The sequence below is a fragment of the Streptomyces flavofungini genome, assembly GCF_014650815.1.
Taxonomy (GTDB): domain Bacteria; phylum Actinomycetota; class Actinomycetes; order Streptomycetales; family Streptomycetaceae; genus Streptomyces; species Streptomyces flavofungini.
This window is the reverse complement of the sequence record NZ_BMVR01000001.1, coordinates 452,548-473,062: the sequence shown is the minus strand read 5'-3', so window position 1 is coordinate 473,062 and position 20,515 is coordinate 452,548. Positions and strand designations below refer to the sequence as shown.

General features: G+C 72.8%; 17 protein-coding genes. 11 read left to right on the top strand and 6 right to left on the bottom strand.

Annotation, left to right across the window (positions count from 1 at the left end; all coding sequences use genetic code 11):
• The first annotated feature begins 51 nt into the window (after positions 1-51).
• A complete protein-coding gene (locus tag IE274_RS01965) occupies positions 52-564 on the top strand; it encodes a DUF1203 domain-containing protein (protein ID WP_190113758.1) in 513 nt (170 codons plus the stop codon).
• 40 nt (positions 565-604) lie between these two features.
• On the opposite strand, the gene IE274_RS01960 is transcribed toward IE274_RS01965, so the two are convergent.
• Positions 605-1,492, bottom strand: coding sequence for a LysR family transcriptional regulator (locus IE274_RS01960; RefSeq protein WP_190113757.1), 888 nt, complete (start codon positions 1,490-1,492; stop codon positions 605-607).
• A 98-nt stretch (positions 1,493-1,590) separates the two neighbouring features.
• Between IE274_RS01960 and IE274_RS01955 the strand changes: the two genes are divergently transcribed.
• A complete protein-coding gene (locus IE274_RS01955) occupies positions 1,591-2,775 on the top strand; it encodes an MFS transporter (protein ID WP_190113756.1) in 1,185 nt (394 codons plus the stop codon).
• An 80-nt stretch (positions 2,776-2,855) separates the two neighbouring features.
• On the opposite strand, the gene IE274_RS01950 is transcribed toward IE274_RS01955, so the two are convergent.
• Positions 2,856-3,053: a hypothetical protein gene (locus tag IE274_RS01950; RefSeq protein WP_190113755.1), complete on the bottom strand. Its 198-nt coding sequence runs from the start codon at positions 3,051-3,053 to the stop codon at positions 2,856-2,858.
• A 146-nt stretch (positions 3,054-3,199) separates the two neighbouring features.
• On the bottom strand, positions 3,200-4,219 hold the full coding sequence (locus tag IE274_RS01945; protein WP_190113754.1) for an aspartate-semialdehyde dehydrogenase: 1,020 nt from the start codon (positions 4,217-4,219) through the stop codon (positions 3,200-3,202).
• A 235-nt stretch (positions 4,220-4,454) separates the two neighbouring features.
• Between IE274_RS01945 and IE274_RS01940 the strand changes: the two genes are divergently transcribed.
• The 3 genes from IE274_RS01940 (at position 4,455) to IE274_RS01930 (ending at position 7,757) form a co-directional block, all read left to right on the top strand.
• Positions 4,455-4,988 carry an RNA polymerase sigma factor gene (locus IE274_RS01940; RefSeq protein WP_190113753.1) on the top strand — a complete coding sequence of 178 codons (534 nt, stop codon included), beginning with the start codon at positions 4,455-4,457 and terminating at the stop codon, positions 4,986-4,988.
• Positions 4,985-5,905 (top strand): hypothetical protein, encoded by a 921-nt coding sequence (locus IE274_RS01935; protein WP_190113752.1) that lies wholly within the window; start codon positions 4,985-4,987, stop codon positions 5,903-5,905. Before IE274_RS01940 ends, IE274_RS01935 begins: the two co-directional genes overlap by 4 nt.
• Before the next feature lie 352 nt (positions 5,906-6,257).
• Positions 6,258-7,757, top strand: coding sequence for a M28 family metallopeptidase (locus tag IE274_RS01930; RefSeq protein ID WP_190113751.1), 1,500 nt, complete (start codon positions 6,258-6,260; stop codon positions 7,755-7,757).
• 95 nt (positions 7,758-7,852) lie between these two features.
• On the opposite strand, the gene IE274_RS01925 is transcribed toward IE274_RS01930, so the two are convergent.
• Both IE274_RS01925 and IE274_RS01920 read right to left on the bottom strand, forming a co-directional pair.
• The gene (locus IE274_RS01925) at positions 7,853-11,185 is read right to left on the bottom strand and encodes a S8 family serine peptidase (protein ID WP_190113750.1); all 3,333 of its coding nucleotides are present in this window, start codon (positions 11,183-11,185) and stop codon (positions 7,853-7,855) included.
• Between the two features lie 222 nt (positions 11,186-11,407).
• The gene (locus IE274_RS01920; protein WP_190113749.1) at positions 11,408-12,049 is read right to left on the bottom strand and encodes a CGNR zinc finger domain-containing protein; all 642 of its coding nucleotides are present in this window, start codon (positions 12,047-12,049) and stop codon (positions 11,408-11,410) included.
• Positions 12,050-12,238: 189 nt separating this feature from the next.
• Between IE274_RS01920 and IE274_RS01915 the strand changes: the two genes are divergently transcribed.
• The 5 genes from IE274_RS01915 (at position 12,239) to IE274_RS01895 (ending at position 17,658) form a co-directional block, all read left to right on the top strand.
• The gene (locus IE274_RS01915) at positions 12,239-12,745 is read left to right on the top strand and encodes a VOC family protein (RefSeq protein WP_372447248.1); all 507 of its coding nucleotides are present in this window, start codon (positions 12,239-12,241) and stop codon (positions 12,743-12,745) included.
• A gap of 8 nt (positions 12,746-12,753) precedes the next feature.
• Complete coding sequence (locus IE274_RS01910; protein WP_190113748.1) at positions 12,754-13,671, top strand: pyridoxamine 5'-phosphate oxidase family protein; 918 nt, start codon at positions 12,754-12,756, stop codon at positions 13,669-13,671.
• Between the two features lie 57 nt (positions 13,672-13,728).
• Positions 13,729-14,175 (top strand): NUDIX hydrolase, encoded by a 447-nt coding sequence (locus tag IE274_RS01905; protein ID WP_190113747.1) that lies wholly within the window; start codon positions 13,729-13,731, stop codon positions 14,173-14,175.
• A 465-nt stretch (positions 14,176-14,640) separates the two neighbouring features.
• Complete coding sequence (locus tag IE274_RS01900; RefSeq protein WP_190113746.1) at positions 14,641-16,440, top strand: TIGR03767 family metallophosphoesterase; 1,800 nt, start codon at positions 14,641-14,643, stop codon at positions 16,438-16,440.
• 54 nt (positions 16,441-16,494) lie between these two features.
• Positions 16,495-17,658: a serine hydrolase domain-containing protein gene (locus IE274_RS01895; RefSeq protein ID WP_190113745.1), complete on the top strand. Its 1,164-nt coding sequence runs from the start codon at positions 16,495-16,497 to the stop codon at positions 17,656-17,658.
• Positions 17,659-17,791: 133 nt separating this feature from the next.
• Here IE274_RS01895 and IE274_RS01890 read toward each other — a convergent pair whose 3' ends face one another.
• Complete coding sequence (locus tag IE274_RS01890) at positions 17,792-18,874, bottom strand: hypothetical protein (protein WP_190113744.1); 1,083 nt, start codon at positions 18,872-18,874, stop codon at positions 17,792-17,794.
• A gap of 320 nt (positions 18,875-19,194) precedes the next feature.
• Between IE274_RS01890 and IE274_RS01885 the strand changes: the two genes are divergently transcribed.
• Positions 19,195-20,271 (top strand): S1 family peptidase, encoded by a 1,077-nt coding sequence (locus IE274_RS01885; protein ID WP_190113743.1) that lies wholly within the window; start codon positions 19,195-19,197, stop codon positions 20,269-20,271.
• The last annotated feature ends 244 nt before the right edge of the window (positions 20,272-20,515 follow it).

The following is a 20,515-nucleotide window of genomic DNA, read 5'->3' as shown; positions in this document are numbered from 1 at the left end:
ACGTCCGGAAACCGCCAGCCGGAGCGGTCGCGCACGCGCGAACCTGGGCCCATGACCACCACATTCACCCCGCGCCCCATCGCCCCCGACACCCTCAAGCAGCTCCGCGACACGGACGACGCGGGCCGCCCCTGCCTCCCCTACACCGACCCGGAGGGCGGCGACCCCCTCCGCTGCTGCCTGCGCCCCGCCCGCAAGGGCGACCGCATCGCCCTGGTCGCGTACGCCCCGCTGCGCCGCTGGGCGGCGGAGACCGGCGCGGACCCGGGGGCGTACGACGAGCAGGGCCCCGTGTTCATCCACGCCGACCCGTGCGACGGCCCGGAGCCGGAGGCGACGCGGACGGAGTACCCGTACGTCAGGCCGGGCGCCCTCCGGGCGTTCCGCCGCTACGACGCCGGCGGCAACATCGTCGGCGGCCGCTTCGTGGAGATGCCGGAGGACACGACGGCGGCCTTCGACGAGGCCCTCACGGAGGCGTTCGGGGACCCGCAGGTCGCCCTGGTCCACGTCCGCGCCGTGGAGTACGGCTGCTTCCACTTCGAGGTCCGCCGCCCGCGGTGACGGCCCGGCCCGGACGGCGCCGCGCCGCCCGGTGCGCACCTCACGCGGCCGACGCGGCCACGTCGCCCGCCGCCGCCACCGCCCGCGCGAACGCCCGCACCCGCTCCGTCTCCCCGTCCCGGTGCCACACCAGGCCGAGGACGGAGTCCGGGACGCCGGTGACGGGGACGAACGCGACGTCCCGCCGCCCGTGGTACTCCGCCGTCGGACGGCACAGCAGCATCGCGCCCCGGTCGGCGGCGACCAGGGTCAGGCCCTCCTGGAGGGTGCGCACGGCGGGCGCGGGGACGGCGGACGGCGCCTGGGCCTCGCGCCAGTAGGCGGGGGCGGGCGCCGTCGCCGAGATCAGGGGGGTGTCGGCGAGGTCGGCCGGGGTCAGGGACGGCCGGGACGCGAAGGGGTGCCGTACGGAGACCGCGACGGTCTGCTGCTGGCGGGAGAACAGCGGGCCCAGCACCAGCTCGGGCTCCGCCACCGGAAGCAGCACGATCGCCGCGTCCACCTCGCCCGCGCGGACCGCCCCGAAGGGGTCCGCGAAGGGCACCTCCGCGATCTCCGTGACGCAGCCCGGATGCTGCTTCTGGAAGGTCGTGATCGCTTCCATCAGGCGCGCGTCCGCCGTCCCCTGGAAGCCGATCCTGATCCGGCCCGCCACCCCCCGCGCGGACTCCCGCGCCCGCTCGACCACACCCGACAACTCCGCGTACGCGGGCCGCAGTTCCGCGTGGAACCGTTCGCCGAGCGGGGTCAGCCGGACCCGGCGGCTAGTACGCTCCACGAGGCGCGCGCCGATCCGCTGTTCCAGCGCGGCCAGCAGCTGACTGACCCGGCTCTGGGAGACATAGAGCCGTTCGCCCGCCCGGCCGAAATGCAGTTCCTCGGCCAGTGCCAGGAAACACTCCAGCTCCCGGACCTCGAGCCCACTCATACGCGTTCGCCCCGTCCCTCGATCAATGAGCCACGCTCATTCAAGGATGAGAAGTCCGCCGTTGTTCCCGGTGACCCCACGGGCGTTGGCTGGTGCCCATGAAAACCGTGACCGAAACCGCGCCGCTCCCCACCGGACGCCGGTCCCTGCCGCTGTCCGTCGTCGCCGTCGCGGCCGCCACCTTCTCCGTCGTCACCACGGAAATGCTGCCCGTGGGACTCCTCACCTCCCTGTCGTCGGGGCTGCGCGTCAGCGACGGCACCGCCGGGCTCACCGTCACCCTGCCCGGCCTCGTCGCGGCCCTCGCCGCGCTGCTGCTGCCCGTCGCCGCCCGCCGCGCGGACCGGCGTGCCGTGCTGGTCGGCCTGATGCTGCTGCTCGGTGCCGCGAACCTGCTGTCCGCGCTCGCGCCGTCCTTCGCGGTGCTGCTCGGCGCGCGCATCGTCGTCGGCCTGTGCATCGGCGGCGTCTGGGCCGTCGCGGCCTCCCTCGCGATCCGTCTGGTGCGTACCGAGTCCTTCGGGCGGGCCACCGCCGTGATCTTCAGCGGCATAGCCGTGGCCTCGGTGCTCGGCGTCCCCGCGGGCACCTTCCTCGGTGAACTCGCGGGCTGGCGCTGGGCGTTCGGCGCCGTCGCCGTGCTCGGCGCCGCGGTCGCCGGGCTGCTCGCCGTCGTCCTGCCTCCGCTGCCGCCCACCGAGCCGGTGCGGCTCGGCGTCTTCCCGGAGCTGCTGCGCATGCCGAGGCTGCGGGTCGGCCTGGTCGCGGTCGCGCTGCTCGTCGTCGGGCACTTCACCGCGTACACCTATGTGCGGCCGGTCCTGGAGCGGGTGCCGGACCTGGGCGCGGGGCTCGTCAGCGCGCTGCTGCTCGGCTACGGCGTCGCCGGGATCGTCGGCAACTTCGTCGGCGGCTCCCTCGCGGCCCGCGACCCGCGCCGCGCGCTCCTGCTGATCTCGGCGGCGCTCGGCGGCGTGGTGCTCCTTCTGGTCCCGGCCGGGGGCTCGCTCGCCGTGACGGTGGTGCTTCTCGTCGCCTGGGGCCTCTCGTACGGAGGCGTGTCGGTGTCCTCGCAGAACTGGGTGATGGCGGCCGCGCCGGGCGCCAGGGAAGCGGCGTCCGCGCTGTTCGCGGGGGTGTTCAACGTGGCCATCGCGGTGGGCGCGCTGACCGGCGGCCGGGTCGCCGACGGGATCGGCGTGACCGACGTCCTGTGGGTCGGGGGCGGGCTCGCGGTGGTGGCGCTGGGGGTGGTGGCGACTGCGGGGCGCGGCAAGCAGTGACGCGACAACGGCACCGCGCCCGTACGGACCTGGTCGGGTCCGTACGGGCGCGGTGGTGTCCCGGTCCTGCGAGCGTCAGGTCAGGGGGCCAGGCAACCCGCGCCCGGCACCTCGGCGGGCACGCCGAGGTTGGCCGGGTCGACGAGGCCCGTGACATCGGCGACCGCGCAGTCGACGGTGGCTACGGGGTCCGGGACGGCGCTCGCCGGGGCGGCGAGCGCACCGGCGAGAGCGAGGGTTCCGACGGCCATGGCGGCCACGGCGGTGATACGGCGCATGAACTTCCCTTGTGTGTGGTGCGGTTGGTGCACCGAGGTACTGCCCGGACCCGCCCGGGAGGCATGCGCCGTTTCACTCATCCGTGGGTGACGAAACGATCCCCTGCGACCAGCAGGTTTGCCGATCGCTCAGGTTTTCCGGCGGCTCAGGAAGCCGCGAGCTCCGCCGCCACCAGCTCCGCGATCTGCACCGCGTTCAGCGCGGCGCCCTTGCGGAGGTTGTCGTCGGAGACGAAGAACGCGAGGCCGTTCTCGACGGTCTCGTCGCCGCGGATACGGCCCACGAAGGACTCGTCGCGGCCCGCGGCCACCAGCGGCGTGGGGACGTCGGTGAGGACGACGCCCTCCGCGGCGGCGAGGATCTCGGCGGCGCGCTCGGCGGACAGCGGCCGCGCGAAGCGGGCGTTGATCTGCAGCGAGTGGCCGGTGAAGACGGGCACGCGGACGCAGGTGCCGGAGACCTTGAGGGCCGGGATCTCCAGGATCTTGCGGGACTCGTGGCGCAGCTTCTGCTCCTCGTCGGTCTCGTTCAGACCGTCGTCGACGATCGAGCCCGCGAGCGGCAGGACGTTGTACGCGATCGGCGCGACGTACTTGTCCGGCTCGGGGAACTCGACCTGGTCGCCGCCGTGCGTGAGCTTCGGCGCGTCCTCGCCCACCTTCTTGACCTGCTCGAACAGCTCCTCGACGCCCGCGAGGCCGGAGCCGGACACCGCCTGGTAGGTGGCGACGACCAGCGAGGTCAGCTCCGCCTCCAGGTGCAGCGGCTTGAGGACCGGCATCGCGGCCATCGTCGTGCAGTTCGGGTTCGCGATGATGCCCTTGGGACGGTCCGCGATCGCGTGCGGGTTCACCTCGGAGACGACCAGCGGCACCTCGGGGTCGCGGCGCCAGGCCGAGGAGTTGTCGATCACCACGGCGCCCTGGGCCGCGACCTTCTCGGCGAGCGCCTTGGAGGTGGCGCCGCCCGCGGAGAACAGGACGATGTCCAGGCCCGTGTAGTCGGCCGTCGAGGCGTCCTCGACCGTCACGCCGTCCAGGACCGAACCGGCCGAGCGGGCCGAGGCGAACAGGCGCAGCTCGTCGATCGGAAACTTCCGCTCGGCGAGGATCTTGCGCATGACCGTGCCGACCTGACCGGTGGCTCCGACGATTCCGACCTTCACAGGGGTCCCTCCGTAGTTGCGTGCCTGGCTGCGGCAGTCTCCTGCCGGGCGTGCGGCCGTCCGGCCAGGGGCGCTGCCGCCGCCGCTCCATGATGCGTCTGTCCACGGCCGCTTTGTCCAATCCATTGTCCGAGGTGCGGGACGCCACATTCCCGCGAACGTTTCGGCCCGCTCCGGCGTCCTAGGGGAAACGCGGGACAAGCGCGGGCAAGCGCGGGACACAGGGGGAGGGCCATTGCTGCGCAGAATCACGCGCCGCGGACCACGGGGACAACAGGCCGCCGACCCGCTCGGCCCGGCCCAGGAGGACCGGGTCCGGGCCGTCCTGTCGCTGGGCGGGGTGCCGCACGGCGAGCTGCAGGACGGGGTGCAGCAGGTCAGGCTGCGGCTCCTGGAGCGGGCGGCGAAGGGGGAGCAGGCGCCGCGCGACGTGTCGGCGTGGGCCGCGGTCGTCGCCTCGAACTGGGCGATGGACTTCCACCGGGCCCGGCGCCGCCAGGAACGGCTCGGCGAGCGGCTCGCCGCGCTGCGCCCCGCGGAGGCCGGTGCGGACGGCGCCGAGTCGCGGGTGCTTTCGCTGGCCGTGGCGCAGGGGCTCGACGCGCTGCCGGACAGCCAGCGGCAGGTCGTCGTCCTGCGCTTCTACGCCGACCTGCCGGTCCGGGACATCGCCGCCGAGCTGGGCATCCCGGAGGGCACGGTCAAGAGCAGGCTGCACGCGGCCGTACGGATGCTGCGGACGCGGCTGCACGAGGGAGAGGTGGTGTGACCGTGGCGCACGAGGAGACTGACGACGCCGTCGACGCGCTGACGCTGGCGGTCACGGACGCACCGGTGCCCGGGGGGCTGCGCGCCGACGAACGGTTCCTGGCCGAGCACGCGGCGGCGGTCGCGGATGTGGCCCTGCTGCGGGAGCAGCTCAGGATCGTGGGGGACACGCTGGCGCGGCGTACGGAGGGGGAGACGCGGGCCGGTGCGGAGGGCGTGCCGCGGGCCGGTGCGGAGGGGCGGGCCCGGACGGCTCCCCTCCCCCCGCTTCCCTCGCTTGCCCCGCTTCCCCCACCCGCCCTGCCCCCCACCGCCCCCTTCCGGCAGCCCGGCGCCGCCCGCCGCCGTGCCGTGCTCGCCCTCGCGGCCGCGCTCGGCGCCGGACTGCTCGGCGGCGTGGTCTGGCTCGGGGCGAGCGGTGCGACCGGGGACGGGGACAGGGCGGGCGACGACGGCGCCAAGGTCTCGGTGCCGGGCGGCGGCGACGCGCGGGAGCACGCCTCGCGGGCCCCGGACGCCCCGGACGCCTCGAAGCCCCCGAACGCCTCGAAGGACGACGAGGACGGCTCCGACGGCTCGGACGGCGCCTCGGACGACCGGTCGCCCGAGGCCTACGTCGCCTGCGCGCGGCTCGTCGTCGAGGGCACCGTGCACCGCGTCGAGTCGCTGCCCGGCGGTACCCGGGACCGGATCACGCTGGACGTGTCCCGCTACTACAAGCCCGCCGAGGGGGAGTCGAGGATCACGTTCGTGATGAACACGGACGTGGACCCGCGGCTGCGGGCGGGCGACCGCGCCCTCATCGGCATCACCAAGGGCGAGTCCACGCCCGACCTCTGGACGACGGGCAAGCGGCTGGCGGCGGACCGCAAGTGGATCGAGAAGGCGCTGCCCGGCTCGCGCGGGATGACGTGCTGAGCGGCATGTGGGGACGAAGCGCTGAGCAGCGCGTGGGACGAAGCGCTGAGCCGCACGTAGGACGACGTGCCGAGCCGCACGTGGGACGACGTGCCGAGCGGTGCGCGGAGCCGCTGACCGGAGTGTCATGCTCCGGTCGGTAGCGGAGTACTGAGTTCCGGTGACAACTGCGTGAAGGCGCGATTGCGATGCCCGGATAGCGCTCTGAACAGGCGTTTTCCGGGCTAGCGTCCTTCCACCGCTCGCCGTTGATCACCGCCGCACGCCGGTCGCGTACCCGACCAGTACCGACCGCGTGCCCGACCACGGAGGTCACCGGCGCCGAACTCCGACCACGCAAGGAAGGACCTCCGTGCGCGCACCCCGCAGCCGGACCACGGCCGCTCTCGTCTCCGCAGCCGTCGCCGCCCCGCTCCTGCTCGCCGCCGCCCCCGCGGGCGCCCAGGACGCGCCCCGGCACGCCGAGCACCAGTCGACGCAGTCCCAGAAGGCGAAGAAGCTCGCCAAGAAGCTGGTGAAGAAGTCCACCGGCAAGAGCGCCTACCGCCACCTGGAGAAGTTCCAGCAGATAGCCGACGCCAACGGCGGCAACCGCGCCGCGGGCACCAAGGGCCACGAGGCGTCCACGAAGTACGTGTACGACCGCCTGAAGAAGGCCGGTTACAAGGTCTCGTACCAGAACTTCACGTTCTACGAGTCAAAGACGCTGCGCGAGAGCGCCGCCGTGCTCACACCCGACGCGCGCAAGCTCAACACCCTGGCGTTCGACTTCAGCAAGTCCACGCCCGAGGGCGGCATCCAGGCGCCGCTCGCCGCCGCCCGCGTCGACGACACCCCGGGCTGCGAGGCCGACGACTACACGTCCGACACCTTCACCGGCAAGATCGCCCTGGTGAAGCGCGGCACCTGCACCTTCGCCGAGAAGGAGGCCGCCGCGGCCAAGGCGGGCGCCATCGGCCTCGTCCTGTACAACCACTCCGGCGACCAGCCCGTGAAGGGCACCCTGGAGGTCCCGGCGAACGCGCACATCCCGGCCGTCGGCATCACCAAGGCCGAGGGCGAGAAGCTGGCCGCGGACCTCGCCAAGGGCGAGGTCAAGGTCTCCGTGGACGTCGCCACCAAGGCCGTCCCGCACAAGACCCGCAACGTCGTCGCCGAGACCCGCGGCGGCCGCGCCGACCGCGTCGTCGGCCTCGGCGCGCACCTGGACTCCGTGCCCGAGGGCCCCGGCATCAACGACAACGGCTCCGGCTCCGCCGGCCTGATCGAGGTCGCCGAGAAGCTCGCCAAGGAGACCAAGGGCGGCAAGAAGCTGACCAACAAGGTCCGCTTCGCCTGGTGGTCGGCCGAGGAGCTCGGCCTGCTCGGCTCGGACCACTACGTGAAGTCGCTGTCGGCGCGGCAGAAGAAGAACATCAAGCTGTACCTGAACTTCGACATGATCGCCTCGCCCAACGCGGCCGAGCTGGTCTACGACGGCGACGACTCCGACAAGGTCGGCGAGGGCGCGGGCCCGGCCGGGTCCGCCCAGATCGAGAAGCTGATCAACGGCTTCCTCGACAAGAACAAGGTCCCGCACTGGGGCACCGACTTCGACGGCCGTTCGGACTACGGGGCGTTCATCGCGAACGGCATCCCGGCCGGTGGCACCTTCACCGGCGCCGAGGGCCTCAAGACCGAGGAGCAGGCGGCGAAGGCGGGCGGCAAGGCCGGTCAGCCGTACGACCCGAACTACCACGGCGCGGGCGACGACCTGAAGAACATCGACCGCAAGGCGTTCGCGACGAACATCGACGTCATCGCGCACGCGGTGGGCACCTACGCCCACGACCTCAGCTCCCTGAAGGGCTGAGCGGGGCCCGCCTGAACGGGCGGACCGGCTGAACACACAGATGGGGGCGGGCACTCGGTGCCCGCCCCCATCGTCATGCCGGAATCAGTGACGCACTACGGCGTGACCTTCTCCACCGTCACGCTGCCCGTGCCCGCGACGGTCCCGCGCGCGTTCAGGAGGTTGACCTCGCCGAACAGGACGCGGCCGGCGGCGGCGGGCCCGCTCGCGACGACCTCCGCCGAGACGTCCGCGGACGCCCCGTTCGCGAGCTTGACCGTCTTCGACTCGTCGACCTTGATCTGGCCGAGCGAGTCGGAGAAGAACACGTCGCGGTAGTCGTACGCGGTCGAGCCCGACGGGATGGAGTAGCCCGCGACCTCGATGGTGTACTTGCCCGCGGCGGGCTTCGTCAGGCTCACCGACTCCTCGGAGTCGCCGTCCGCCGAACTGGCCACCGGCACGCCGTCCTTGAGGACCGCGAGGTCCAGGTCGGCGGCCGCGTCGGCGGTGGCGCCGATCGCCACGTCGAGCCGCTCGGCGCCCGCGGGCACCTCGACCGTGGTGGTCTGCTTCTCACCCTGCTTGATGGTGGGACGCGTGGTCGCGGCCGAGCCGAGCGTGCCGCCCTTCAGCTTGCCCTCGACGGCGGCGTACTTGTTCGTCACCTTCCAGGTGACGGGCGCGGCCTGACCGGACTTGGCCTCCGCGACCTTCTGCGTGGCCGGGTCGAAGGTCACGCCGAGCGCGGCGATGTCGAGCTTGTACGGGTTGTCGAGCAGCGGCGACGTACGGCGCGACTCGACCTCGATCTCCCAGACGCCCGGCGTCGGGTTCGCGTACGAACGCAGGTCGGGGCGGCAGGTGTTGTCGGGGTTCGGGAAGTCCGGGTAGCAGACGAGCGAGGACGTCGACTCGGCCGGGACGCCGTACGGGTGCACGGAGATGAACCGCGTCTGGCTCTTGTCCTTCAGGCCGCCGAGGGCGACCTCCAGGGTCTTCGCGCCCTTCGGCACCGTCACGAAGTACGACTTGGTGCCGTTGCGGCGCACCGAGCCCGCCGCCTCGGCGGTGAACGAGGGCTTGGCCAGGTCCTTGGCCACGACGACCGTCGTCATGATCTGGTGGTCGATGCCGCGGGTGCGCTTGTCGTTCACCGTGAGGATGGCGCTGGAGACGCCGTACGACTCCGGCTTGGCCTGCACCTTCACGGTCACGGCCGTGTTCAGGGGCAGCAGCACGTCGTCGTCGCCGACCAGGCGGAAGGTCTTGCCGTGGTTGCCCGCGAAACCGAGCTTGTGCATGACCGGACGGGACGGGCCCGTCGTCCGCTTGATGGTGACCTTGTACGTCTTCTTCTGGCCCTTCTTCAGGCCGCCCTCACGGTCGTACAGGCCGGTGCCGGGCTTCTTCAGCTCCTGCTCCAGGGCCGTGTCGACGGGGGCCTTGACCGTGTACTCATGGGCCTTGGCGCCGCCCTTGATGGCGCTCCAGGCGTCCACGACGTCGATCAGGCCGGTGCCCTGCGCGTAGGCCTGCACGCCCGGGATGCGGTGGGCGGTCGAGGTGAGCGCGGTGCGCAGCTTGGCCGGGGTGAGGTCGACGCGCTGCTGCTTGGCGGCGCTCAGGAGCAGCGCGGAGGCGCCCGCGGCCTGCGGCGACGCCATCGACGTACCCTGCAGCATCGAGTAGCCGGCGGGGAGCTGGTAGCCCGCCTCGGCGACCGGGGAGCCCGGCAGCCAGGTCTGGGTGGTGTTGATGGCCGAGCCCGGCGCGGTCACCAGGGGCTGGAAGCCGCCGTCCTCACGCGGGCCGCGCGAGGAGAAGTTGAACATGTCGTACTTCTTCTTCACCGCGGAGCCGTAGTTGGCGGCCCAGGTCTCCTTGGAGACCGAGGCGCCCACGGAGACCACGTGGTCGGCGAGGGAGGGGTCGCCGATGGTGTTGGCGCCGGGGCCGGAGTTGCCCGCGGAGATCACCAGCTGCACGCCGTAGGTGTCGATGAGGCGCTTGTAGAGCTCGGCGCGCGCGTTGTTGCCGTCGTTGAGCGCGGGCAGGCCGCCGATCGACATGTTGACGATGTCGACGCCGCGCTTCGTCACGAGGTCGATCATGCCCTCGGTGAGCGCGACGTTGGTGCAGCCGCCGGTCCAGGTGCAGGCGCGCGAGGACACCAGCTTGGCGCCGGGGGCGGCGCCGTTCATCTTGCCGCCGAACAGCTTGTTGGCGGCGGTGATGCCCGCGACGTGGGTGCCGTGCTCGGACTCGATGAGGCCGATGTTCACGAAGTCGGCCTTCTTGCCGACCCAGTCACCGCCGTACGGGTCCGTCGGCACGTCCTTGCGGATCTCCACGACGAACGGCACGCGCTCGGCGACGTCGGTCGCCGGGTCGTCCTTGCCGAAGTAGCCGACCTGGTGGTTCTTGCCGTAGGGCTTCATGGGCGCGTCGTCCCCGAAGTCCTTGTTGTCGTTCAGGTCGACGCGGACGGTACCGGCGGCCGGGTCGTACAGGACGCCCCAGGTGTCCGTGGTGTCCCCGTCGCGGTTCAGGTCGCCCTTGGCGTCGCCGCCGGTCGTGGCGGCCTCGCGGAAGCGGCTGATCTGGTAGGAGCCCGCGGGGGCCTTCCAGGAGTCGCCGTCGAAGGTGAACGCGGGCCCGGTCACCGGGTTCGTCATCCGGCGCCAGGTCGCGTCGGCGTCGACGATCGGGTCGGTCGCCGTCACCCAGTCGGTGATCTTGCGCTCGCCGGTCGTGGTCTTCTGCAGCGCCGGGTGGCCGAGGTCGACGCCCGAGTCGAGGATGCCGATGGTGGTGCCGCGGCCGTCCGCCTTCGGGTTCTTCTTCACGAAGTCGACGGCGCCCGTCTCGAACGACGGGTTGTACGGGTTCTTGGCGGGCGTGCTCTTGTCCGGTGCCGGGTACGCGGCCCGGCCCTGCGCGGACTTGGCGCCCTTGGGGCTCCGGGGCTTCGGGTCGTCGAGCGCGATCTCGTGCCGCAGGTCGATGGCGTGCACGGAGGTCAGCTTCGACGCGGCCTTGATCGCGGCGTCGGCGCGCGCGGTCGGGACGGCGGCGCGGACGTAGCCGAGCTTGTCGTAGGTGCGGCCCACGGAGCCGCCCTTGACGGCGTCCAGCTGCTCGGCGACCTGCTCGGTCGCGCCGGGCGCGGTGGCGACCATCATCGTGACGGTCTTCTCGCCCTCGGCCTTGGCGTCGGCGAGCAGTTCGGCGTCCTGGGCGCCGAGCTTCGCGGCGGCGTCCTTGGGCGCGGGGGCGGCCGGGGCGGGGGTGGGGCCGTCGGCGGCGAGGGCCAGCGGGAGCGGGGCCGCCGCGCAGAGTGCGGCGGCCACGCCTATCGCGGTGGTGAGACGGGCCGTGCGTCTTGCGCGGTCGCCACGTCTCGCGCCCTGCTCGGGCGCGCCTGGTGAATCGAGGGTCATCAGCATCCCTGTACGTGAAGATCGGCTGGTCGAGCCGATGCGGTGAGGGTCCGGAATACGGGGCCGGATGACCGCTCAGCCTTACGTAAGGGGTGCCTGTTTGGGGAGAGTTGCCCGGGGCTGGATTGGCCCGGTGGCGTACTTCCGCCATACGCCATCGGGAACAAGGCCCCGCATAACGGGACTTGCCGCCTACGGGGGTGCGTTCGCCGCTCCCCGCGGTCGCCGCTAGCTGTCCCGCGACCGCGCGTAGTGACGGGACGCCTTCGCGCGGTTCCCGCACACGGCCATCGAGCACCAGCGGCGGGTGCCGTTCCGTGAGGTGTCGAAGAAGTGCAGGACACACGCCTCGTGGGCGCACCCGCGAATCCGGTCCGGGGCGGTCGCGAGCAGCTCCAGGTAGTCCCGCGCCGCCAGCCACGCGGGCCCCCACGACGCGTCCTCGAACTCGGCCTCCTCGCCCGGCCCGGTCGGCGTCAGCGTCGCCCGGATCCGCCCGTGCGCGAGGACGGCGTCGACGCGGGCGACGGCGTCGGGGTCCCCGCCGGGCTTGCCCGGCAGGTCGACGAGCCCGGCGAGGGCGTCGCGGGCGCGCAGCAGGTGCCGCAGGGTGCGCTGGTCGGCGGTGAAGCGCTGGTCGAGCGCGTTGGCGCGGAGCCAGACGGCGAGCCCTTCGGTGCTGTCGGGCTCCTCGGTGCCGGTGGGTCCGCCCGCGCCCGTGCCGGTGCCCGCGCCTGTGCCCGTGATGCCCGCGCCGGTGAGCAGGTCCGCGCGGGCGCCGTCGTGCATCCACCGGGTGTTGAGCAGGTCCAGGGAGAGGGGTTCGCCGGTGAGGGGGCGGGGGTCGGGCGGGGTGGGGGTGGCGGGCATGGGGCTCCCTTCGGTGTCGACGCCGATGTCGGTGCTGGTGCTGGTGCTGGTGCTGGTGCCCGCACCGACATCGGCGGGCTAACCCCTGAAGGTTACGTGACTGGTTGACGCTCCCAGTCTATAACCCTTAACATCAATCTAGACGGTTAGCCCGCATGCGGCGGGCCGCACATGCCGAAGGGCGGCACCATGACCACGACCTCCTCGACCCTCACGAGCCCCATGAGCTCCACGACGCTTCGTACCGGCCACGTCGGCGTGAACGTCACCGACCTGGACCGCTCCCTAGCCTTCTACCGGGACGTCATCGGCTTCGAGGTCCTCGCCGAGGGCAAGGCGGACGGGGCGGAGGGCGTGGCGGCGGGCAGCAGGTTCGCCTACCTCGGCCGCGACGGCGCCCTGACGCTCACGCTGTGGCAGCAGGCGGCCGACGCGTACGACGGCGGCCGCGCGGGCCTGCACCACCTCGCCTTCGAGGCCGACACGATCGACGAGGTGCGGGCGTACGAGCGGGAACTGCGCGCGCACGGAGTGGAGTTCGCGTACGACGGTGTCGTCCCGCACGGCGAGGGCGCGGCGTCCGGCGGGATCTTCTTCCACGACCCGGACGGGACGCGCCTGGAGATCTTCGCCCGCGCGGGCGCGGAGACGGCGAAGGCTCCGGTGGAGTCGGCGCCGACATGCGGCTTCTTCTAGGGGTGCGCATGAACACCGAGCAACAGCACGTGGCCGACCCCTACCGCCCGAGTTCGCGTGCCGTGCAGGACCGGGTGGGAGTGCGCGAACTCGCCGACCACGTGGGCAGATCGATGGGCCAGGGCATCCGCCCGGTGGCGGCGGCGTTCCTGGAACTCCAGCCGATGCTGGTGCTTGGCGGGGCGGACCCGGCGAGCGGCAAGGTGTGGGCGTCGCTGCGCACGGGCGAGCCGGGCTTCGTACGGGCGACGGGACCGCACCAGATCTCCCTCACGACGGAACTCCCGGACACCGACCCCCTGACGCCCGCGCTGAAAACTGCGGGCACCCCCGTCGGCACCATCGCCCTGGACCCGCGCACCCGCCGAAGGATGCGCCTGAACGGCAGGGCGCGGCCGACGCGGCGCGGCCTCGCGATCGAGGCGGACCAGGTCTTCTCGAACTGCCCGAAGCATCTGCAGAAGCGCGAACTCCTGGGCGCGCGGGCGCCGTACCTCGCCCCGCGCACGACACGCGGTACCGCCCTCACCCCTCCCCAGTGCGCGCTGATCACCGCATCCGACACCTTCTTCCTCGCCACGGTCCACGAAACCGGCGCGGACGCGAGCCACCGGGGCGGCAACCCCGGCTTCGTGCGGGTGCTCTCGCCCCGCGAACTGGAATGGCCCGACTACCCCGGCAACGCGATGTTCCTGACCCTGGGCAACCTCACGGCCGACCCCCGCGCCGGCCTGCTGTTCCTGGACTGGACGACGGGCGCGACACTGCAACTGACGGGCACGGCAGTCACCGTGTACGCGGCCGACGGCACCCGCACGGTCCGCTTCACGGTGGCCGAGGCGAGGGCGACGGAGTCGGCGTCCCCGTGGATCTGGTCGGCCCCGGAATACTCCCCGGCCAACCCGCGCCCGCCGCGCACCCCGTGACCGGGCCGTCGGGTAACGGGACGTGCCTATCCGGTGTACGAGGTCTAACGTCGGCCCGTGCACAAAGAACTGCGGGTGGCGGCCTACGCCGTATGCGTACGCGACGGGTCCGTGCTGCTCGCCCGCTGGGTGGCGGGTGACGGCAGCAAGCGCTGGACGCTGCCCGGGGGTGGCATGGACCACGGGGAGGACCCCTACGACACGGTGATCCGGGAGGCCGACGAGGAGACCGGGTACACCGTGGAGCCGGTCGCGCTGCTCGGCGTGGACTCCCTGCGGCGCCGCTACCCGAGACGGCTCGGTGCCGTGGCCGACTTCCACGGGGTGCGCATCGTGTACGAGGGGCGGGTCACCGGGGGGTCCCTGCGCCACGAGACGTCGGGGTCGACGGACCGGGCGGCGTGGCACCCCTTGGACGACGTCGCCGCCCTCGACCGCGTCAGCCTGGTCGACGTCGGCCTCGACCTCTGGCGCGCCCGCCCGGCCGACGGCCACCTGCCGTAGCCCTGCCGGGGGCTCCCCAGTCCCGCCCCTTCCCGAAACTGGGGCTCCGCCCCAGACCCCGCTCCTCAAACGCCGGAGGGGCTATATATCTCGCCGGTGCAGCAATGCTTTTAGCCCGTCCGGCGATTGAGGACGAGGCGCGAAGCGCCGATAGCGGGGGTCCGGGGGCGGCAGCCCCCGGTTTCGGGAAGGGGCGGGATTGGGGAGCCCCCCCGGCAGGACCCGCCTACCCCAGCAGATGAACGCGGAGCAACCACCCCCCGACCCCGCAACGAGCACCGAGTGCACACGCACCGCACCCCCAGATCCACTTACGGTGATCGGCGCCACCCGTTGTGGCGACGTTAACGCGCAGGCCACCCCCGCTGCCAACGATCCAGTACGAGCGGGAAACCCCGGCGGCACAAGCACCGCCGAGGCTCCCGCGACCACTGCCGAAGCGTTCGCACTCGGGGAGACCGCGCCATGTCGCGCACACGCTCTGTCGCCACCGCAGCCACCGCAGCCACCACCACGGATCCAGCAGCCGCACCCACCTCAAGGCCGAACCGCCGCGCGTTCCTCGCGGCGACGGGCGCGGTCTCCCTCTCCGCGGGCATCGGCTACACCCTGGGCCCGGGCCTGGGCACGGACAAGGCGGCGGCCGCGGCCGCGGCCCCGGTGCCGATGTCCCGCAGGGCCCCGTCCGCCCCCCTGGCCCCGTACCGCTCGGGCACCACCTTGGCCACGGTCTCGGCACCGCGCGGCACCTCCGGCTACCGCCGCCTCGGCGACGGCCCGGCCTGGGACCGCGTCGTCCGCACGGACCTGGCGGCGGCCGAGCCGGGCCGCGAGTCCCGCCGCACCCCCCTGGCCGCGTTCGTCCAGTTCACGGACCTGCACCTGGTGGACGTCCAGCACCCGCTGCGCTACGAGTACCTGCGGGCGCAGACGGCCAGCGCCTGGCGCCCGCAGGAGTCCCTGTCCGTCGCGGGCGCGACGGCACTGGTGGAGCAGGTCAACGGCCTGCGCGGCGCCCCCGCCACCGGCGCCCCGCTGCACTTCGTGATGACGACGGGCGACAACACGGACAACAACTCCCGCAACGAGCTGGACTGGTTCCTGAAGGTGATGAGCGGCGGCCGCGTCACCCCGAACTCCGGCGACCCGCGCCGCTACGAGGGCGTACAGGACAGCGGTCTGAAGCTCTACTGGCACCCGGACGCCGCCCTGCGCGACGCCGACAAGGGCGTCGGCTTCCCCCGGCTGCACGGTTTCCTGGACGCCGCGATCCGCGAGGTCAACAGCCCGGGCCTGAATCTGCCGTGGTACTCCACGGTCGGCAACCACGACGGCCTGCCCGGCGGCTGCTACGCCCCCGGCGACTCGTACTTCACCGAGTTCGCCGTCGGCGGCAAGAAGCTGATGTCGCTGGACGAGGCGCGCGGCGCCGCCCTGTGGAAGGCCGTCAAGAAGGGCCAGGACCCGAAGGGCGCCGCCTTCCGCGACCTGCTGAAGTCCGAGTCCCGGCGGATGCGTTCGGTCACCCCGGACGAGTCCCGCGCCCCCTTCACGCCCGCCGAGTACGTCAAGGCCCACCTGGACCCGGCGCACGCGGGCCGCGGCCCCGTCGGCCACGGCTACACCGAGCGGAACCTCGCGGACCGCACCCAGTACTACTCCTTCCGCATCACCGACGACGTGCTGGGCATCAGCCTGGACACCACCGACCCGGGCGGCCACTACGAGGGCTCCCTCGGCACCGCCCAACTGCGCTGGCTGGAACGGCGGCTCACGGAGGTCGAGAAGAGCGGCGACGCGTCGTACGTCATCGTCTTCAGCCACCACACCAGCAAGTCCATGCGGAACCTGCGCACCGACCCCCACCACCCGCGCGAGTCCCGGCACGGCGGCGACGAGGTCGCGGCGCTGCTCGGGCGGCACCGCTCGGTGCTCGCCTGGGTCAACGGCCACAGCCACAAGAACGCCATCACCCCGCACCACTCGGAGCACGGCTCGTTCTGGGAGGTGTCCACCGCGTCGCACATCGACTTCCCGCAGCTCGCCCGGGTCATCGAGCTGGCCGACAACCACGACGGGACGCTCTCGCTGTTCACCACGCTCATCGAGTCCGCGGCCCCGCACCGCACGGACTTCGCCGACCTGTCCCAGACGGGGCTCGCCGCGCTGTACCGCGAGCTGTCGTTCAACGCCCCCGGCGCGAAGCCCGCGCTCGGCGGCGAACCCGGCGACCGCAACACGGAACTCGTCCTGCGTAAGGGGTGATCCCGGACCCGGGCCCGGCTGCGCTACGGTCTCGGCCTGGAGAAGGGACGACGCATGTCAGTACGCAAGCGGCTCCTCGGGGTGGCCGCGGTGATGACGGCGGCGGGCGTCCTCGGCGCACCCGCCGTGTCCGCCGCCCCGGCCGAGCCCGGTGCGTCCGGCGCCGACCACGGCCACCGCGCCACGCAGCGCGCCATGGACCGGGCCGTCGCGTCCGGCGTCCCCGGCGTCACCGGCCAGGCCGTCGACCCCTACGGGCAGTGGACCGGCACCTCGGGGATCGGCGACCTGCGCACGCGGGCGTCGCGCGGCGCGTACGACCACTTCCGCGTCGGCAGCATCACGAAGACCTTCACCGCCGTGGTGCTGCTCCAGCTCGCGGCGGAGGGCAAGGTCGGCCTGGACGACACCGTGGGGGAGTGGCTGCCGGGCGTCGTCGAGGGCCACGGCCACGACGGCGACCGGATCACCGTCCGCCAACTCCTCAACCACACGAGCGGCATCTACGACTACCTCGCCGACCCCGAGTTCCAACGCGCCTACTTCTCCCCGGAGTTCATGCGGCACCGCTTCGACACCCGGCCGCCCGAGCACTGGGTGCGCCTGGCCATGCGCCACCGGCCGCAGTTCCCGCCCGGCACCGCCTGGGGCTACTCCAACACCAACTACCTGCTCGCCGGAATGATCGTGGAGCGGGCGACGGGCCACTCCTACGCCGACGAGATCCGCGCGCGCGTCATCGAACCCCTCGGCCTGCGCCACACCTCCGTGCCCGGCACCCGGCCGACCCTGCCGCGGCCCAGCTCCCGGGCGTACTCCAAGCTGTTCGCCGAGTCGCGGTCCACGACCTACGACGTCACCGAGCTGAACCCGTCCGAGGCGGGCGCCGCAGGCGAGATGATCTCCAGCTCGGCGGACCTCAACCGCTTCTACCGGGCGCTGCTGGACGGGCGGCTGCTGCCCGACGAGCAGCTCTCCGAGATGAAGGAGACGGTCCCGGCGACCGACCTGGGCCCCGGCGTCGGCTACGGCCTCGGCCTGATGCGCCTCAAGCTGTCCTGCGGGACGGCCGTGTGGGGGCACGGCGGCGGCATCCAGGGCTCGCAGTCCGAGGCGATGGCCACCGGTGACGGGCGCCGCGCGCTGGCCTTCAACCTCAACGGGGACTGGACGGGCGACCTGAAGCCGATCGTCGAGGCGGAGTTCTGCGCCGAGTAGCCCCGGCCGGGGCTGCGTAGGGGGCGCGCCCGGCCTGCGCAAGGGGCGCGTCCCGGGCACGCGTACGGGGGCGGAACCCCGCCGTCCAGGGTTCCGCCCCCGCACTCCCCTCCTGCGGTCCGCCGTGGCCTGCCTATCTGGGCAGCACCACGACGTACGCCGCCGGGTCCCGGTCGGCCGCCGCCATCAGCGCGGTCCGCACGACCATGGCCTGCTGCTCCGGCGTGTCCCTGAGCTTCTTCGGGGTGACGTGCACGACGGTGATGCCCAGGCGCTCCAAGTGCTCGCGCTTTCGGGCTTGTTCGGACCATTCCCCAAGCTCTCGGCTCCGCTCGGTGAGGGAGGGGTCCAGGCCGTCCTCGCCCTGGCGCGGCGCCCGCGTGTCCAGTTCGAGGGCGACGGAGTGCTCGGGCCAGTAGGCGTCGACGCCGCCCAGATGCGGGCCGCCGGGCAGTCGCAGGTCGACGTTCCACAGCGGGTCGGGCAGGCCGAACTCCCGTACCAGCGCGTACATCCGGTCCTCCGCGATCGCCCGGCCCTCGGCGAGCAGCGACTCCACCGCGTCCACCACATGCGGCCGGGTGAGCAGCCGTGCGTTGTTCAACTCCCTTACCACCGCCGCTGGTTCGCAGTGGCCGCCGCGCACCGCCTCGGTGAGCAGCCGCCGCACCGCGCCCGCCTCGGCGAGCTGTGCGACGGCGTCGGCGAGCGCGCGCGGCACGGGGGCGACGGGAAGTCCGGTGATCTGCTGGGGAGTCGGCAGGCTGTTGCTGCGGACGAGACGGGCGGAGCCGGTGGAGCGCAGCCGCCGGGTGCGGGGGACGAGCACGTCGATGCGGTCGAGGGAGAGCAACGGCGGCGCGGAGGAGAAGCGGTGCAGCGCGAGCGCGGCGAGTCCGGTGATCATCGCGTCCGCGTACGCGGCGTGCGGCTCGCCCGCGCCGGGCTGCGCGGGCACGGTCCTGGCCTCCTTGGCCGGGGGGCGGCCGCAGTACAGGAGCACGCCGTGCAGCCGCTCCTCGCTGGTGGGCGGTCCGGGGTGGAGCAGGAAGACGCCGGGCAGGAACTGCTGCCAGGGGCCGCCCGGGCGGCAGTGCGCGCTGGTGTCGGCGCCGGAGACGCCGTGCTCGCGCAGTTGGGCAGCGCTCATCACGCGGCGCTGGACGGCGGTGAGGTGACGCAGGGGGCGGGGGGAGAGCGGGGTGTTGTGGTTCATGACGGGGCTTTTCCCGCGCCTGGACGGCCCGCTAACCGCTGTTACAGTCCCGTCGACAAAACCGGACAACCCCGCCCTAAAGTACGGGCGTTCGAGAGCCGAAAATGGCCGGTTCGGGGGGCGCGCCGGTGCGGCGAGGGGCGCGCGGGGCGTTGTGAGGCCCTCTTGTGGGCGGCGGACACCGTTGTCATACTCGGCGCGATGTTTGGCATGGACGCGACGTAAGTCGGGCAATCCCTGAGGCGCGCCCGCGCCAGGCACCGGTAACTCCCGATGACCGCCCCCCACTTGAGCGGTCCATCCCCCCATGGAGGTACTGCGTGAACACCCAACGAGCGAGCAGGCGACGTCTGACCATCACCGGAGTCGGGGTCGCCGCCTTGGTCGCCGGCACCCTGACGATGGCGAACACCAGCGCCGCGGCGCCCGCCCCCACCCCGGACACCCTGACCGCGACCGCGGCGGGCAAGCTCGCGAACTCCCTCTCCACCGACCTGAAGAGCGACCTGGCAGGCGCCCACTACGACGCCACGGCCAAGAAGCTCGTCGTGAGCGTGCTCGACAGCGCGGCGGCCGACCAGGCGCGCGCGTCCGGCGCCGAGGCCAGGCTCGTCAAGAACTCCCGGGCCGAGCTGAACTCCGTGCAGAAGTCCCTGGGCGAGCGTGCCGTCCCGGGCACGTCCCGCGCCGTCGACCCGGTCGCCAACAAGGTCGTCGTCACCGCCGACAGCACGGTCAAGGGCGCGGCCCTGAACCGGCTGCGCGCGGAGGTCGCCGCCCAGGACGGCAAGGCCGTGCTCAAGCGCACCGCGGGCAAGTTCCAGCCCCTCATCCGCGGCGGCGACGCCATCTACGCCTCCAGCGGCCGTTGCTCCCTCGGCTTCAACGTGGTGAAGAACGGTCAGCCGTACTTCCTGACCGCCGGCCACTGCGCCGCGCTCGCCGGGACCACCTGGTCGGAGACCCAGGGCGGCTCGGCCATCGGCACCGTCGAGGACTACGGCTTCCCCGGCCGTGACGACGCCATCGTGAAGTACACCGCCAGCACGGCGCACCCGAGCGAGGTCAACCTCTACAACGGCAGCGCCCAGCAGATCACCGGCGCCCGCACGGCCGTCGTCGGCGAGCAGGTACAGCGCAGCGGCAGCACCACCAAACTGCACGGCGGCTCCGTCCAGGCCCTGAACGTCTCCGTCACCTACCCGCAGGGCACCGTCAACGGCCTCATCCAGACCAACGTCTGCGCCGAGCCCGGCGACAGCGGCGGCGCCATGTTCGCCGGCAACAGCGCCCTCGGCCTGACCTCGGGCGGCAGCGGCAACTGCTCCAGCGGCGGCCAGACGTTCTTCGCCCCGGTCACCGACGCCCTGTCCCGCTACGGGGCCCAGATCGGCTGACGCACCACCAGCCCTTCACGGGCGCACCCCCTCAACCGCCGGGCGGGGCTACCACAGCCCGTCCGGCGTCTGAGGACGAGCGCGAGCTCAACCGCCGGGCGGGGCTACCACAGCCCGTCCGACGTCTGAGGACGAGCGCGCAGCGCGATGCCCTGACAACGAGCACCGCGGCGCGAAACACGAAAGACAAGCGCGCAGCGCGGCGGTCGGGGCCCAGGGGGCGCCCCCCCCGGGCCCACCTACT

Bases quoted from the DNA above. Each gene is read 5' to 3' on its own strand.
- IE274_RS01965 (WP_190113758.1), top strand. From the start codon at position 52: ATGACCACCACATTCACCCCGCGCCCCATCGCCCCCGACACCCTCAAG.
- IE274_RS01960 (WP_190113757.1), bottom strand. From the start codon at position 1,492: ATGAGTGGGCTCGAGGTCCGGGAGCTGGAGTGTTTCCTGGCACTGGCC.
- IE274_RS01955 (WP_190113756.1), top strand. From the start codon at position 1,591: ATGAAAACCGTGACCGAAACCGCGCCGCTCCCCACCGGACGCCGGTCC.
- IE274_RS01950 (WP_190113755.1), bottom strand. From the start codon at position 3,053: ATGCGCCGTATCACCGCCGTGGCCGCCATGGCCGTCGGAACCCTCGCT.
- IE274_RS01925 (WP_190113750.1), bottom strand. From the start codon at position 11,185: ATGCTGATGACCCTCGATTCACCAGGCGCGCCCGAGCAGGGCGCGAGA.
- IE274_RS01920 (WP_190113749.1), bottom strand. From the start codon at position 12,049: ATGCCCGCCACCCCCACCCCGCCCGACCCCCGCCCCCTCACCGGCGAA.
- IE274_RS01915 (WP_372447248.1), top strand. From the start codon at position 12,239: ATGACCACGACCTCCTCGACCCTCACGAGCCCCATGAGCTCCACGACG.
- IE274_RS01910 (WP_190113748.1), top strand. From the start codon at position 12,754: ATGAACACCGAGCAACAGCACGTGGCCGACCCCTACCGCCCGAGTTCG.
- IE274_RS01900 (WP_190113746.1), top strand. From the start codon at position 14,641: ATGTCGCGCACACGCTCTGTCGCCACCGCAGCCACCGCAGCCACCACC.
- IE274_RS01895 (WP_190113745.1), top strand. From the start codon at position 16,495: ATGTCAGTACGCAAGCGGCTCCTCGGGGTGGCCGCGGTGATGACGGCG.
- IE274_RS01890 (WP_190113744.1), bottom strand. From the start codon at position 18,874: ATGAACCACAACACCCCGCTCTCCCCCCGCCCCCTGCGTCACCTCACC.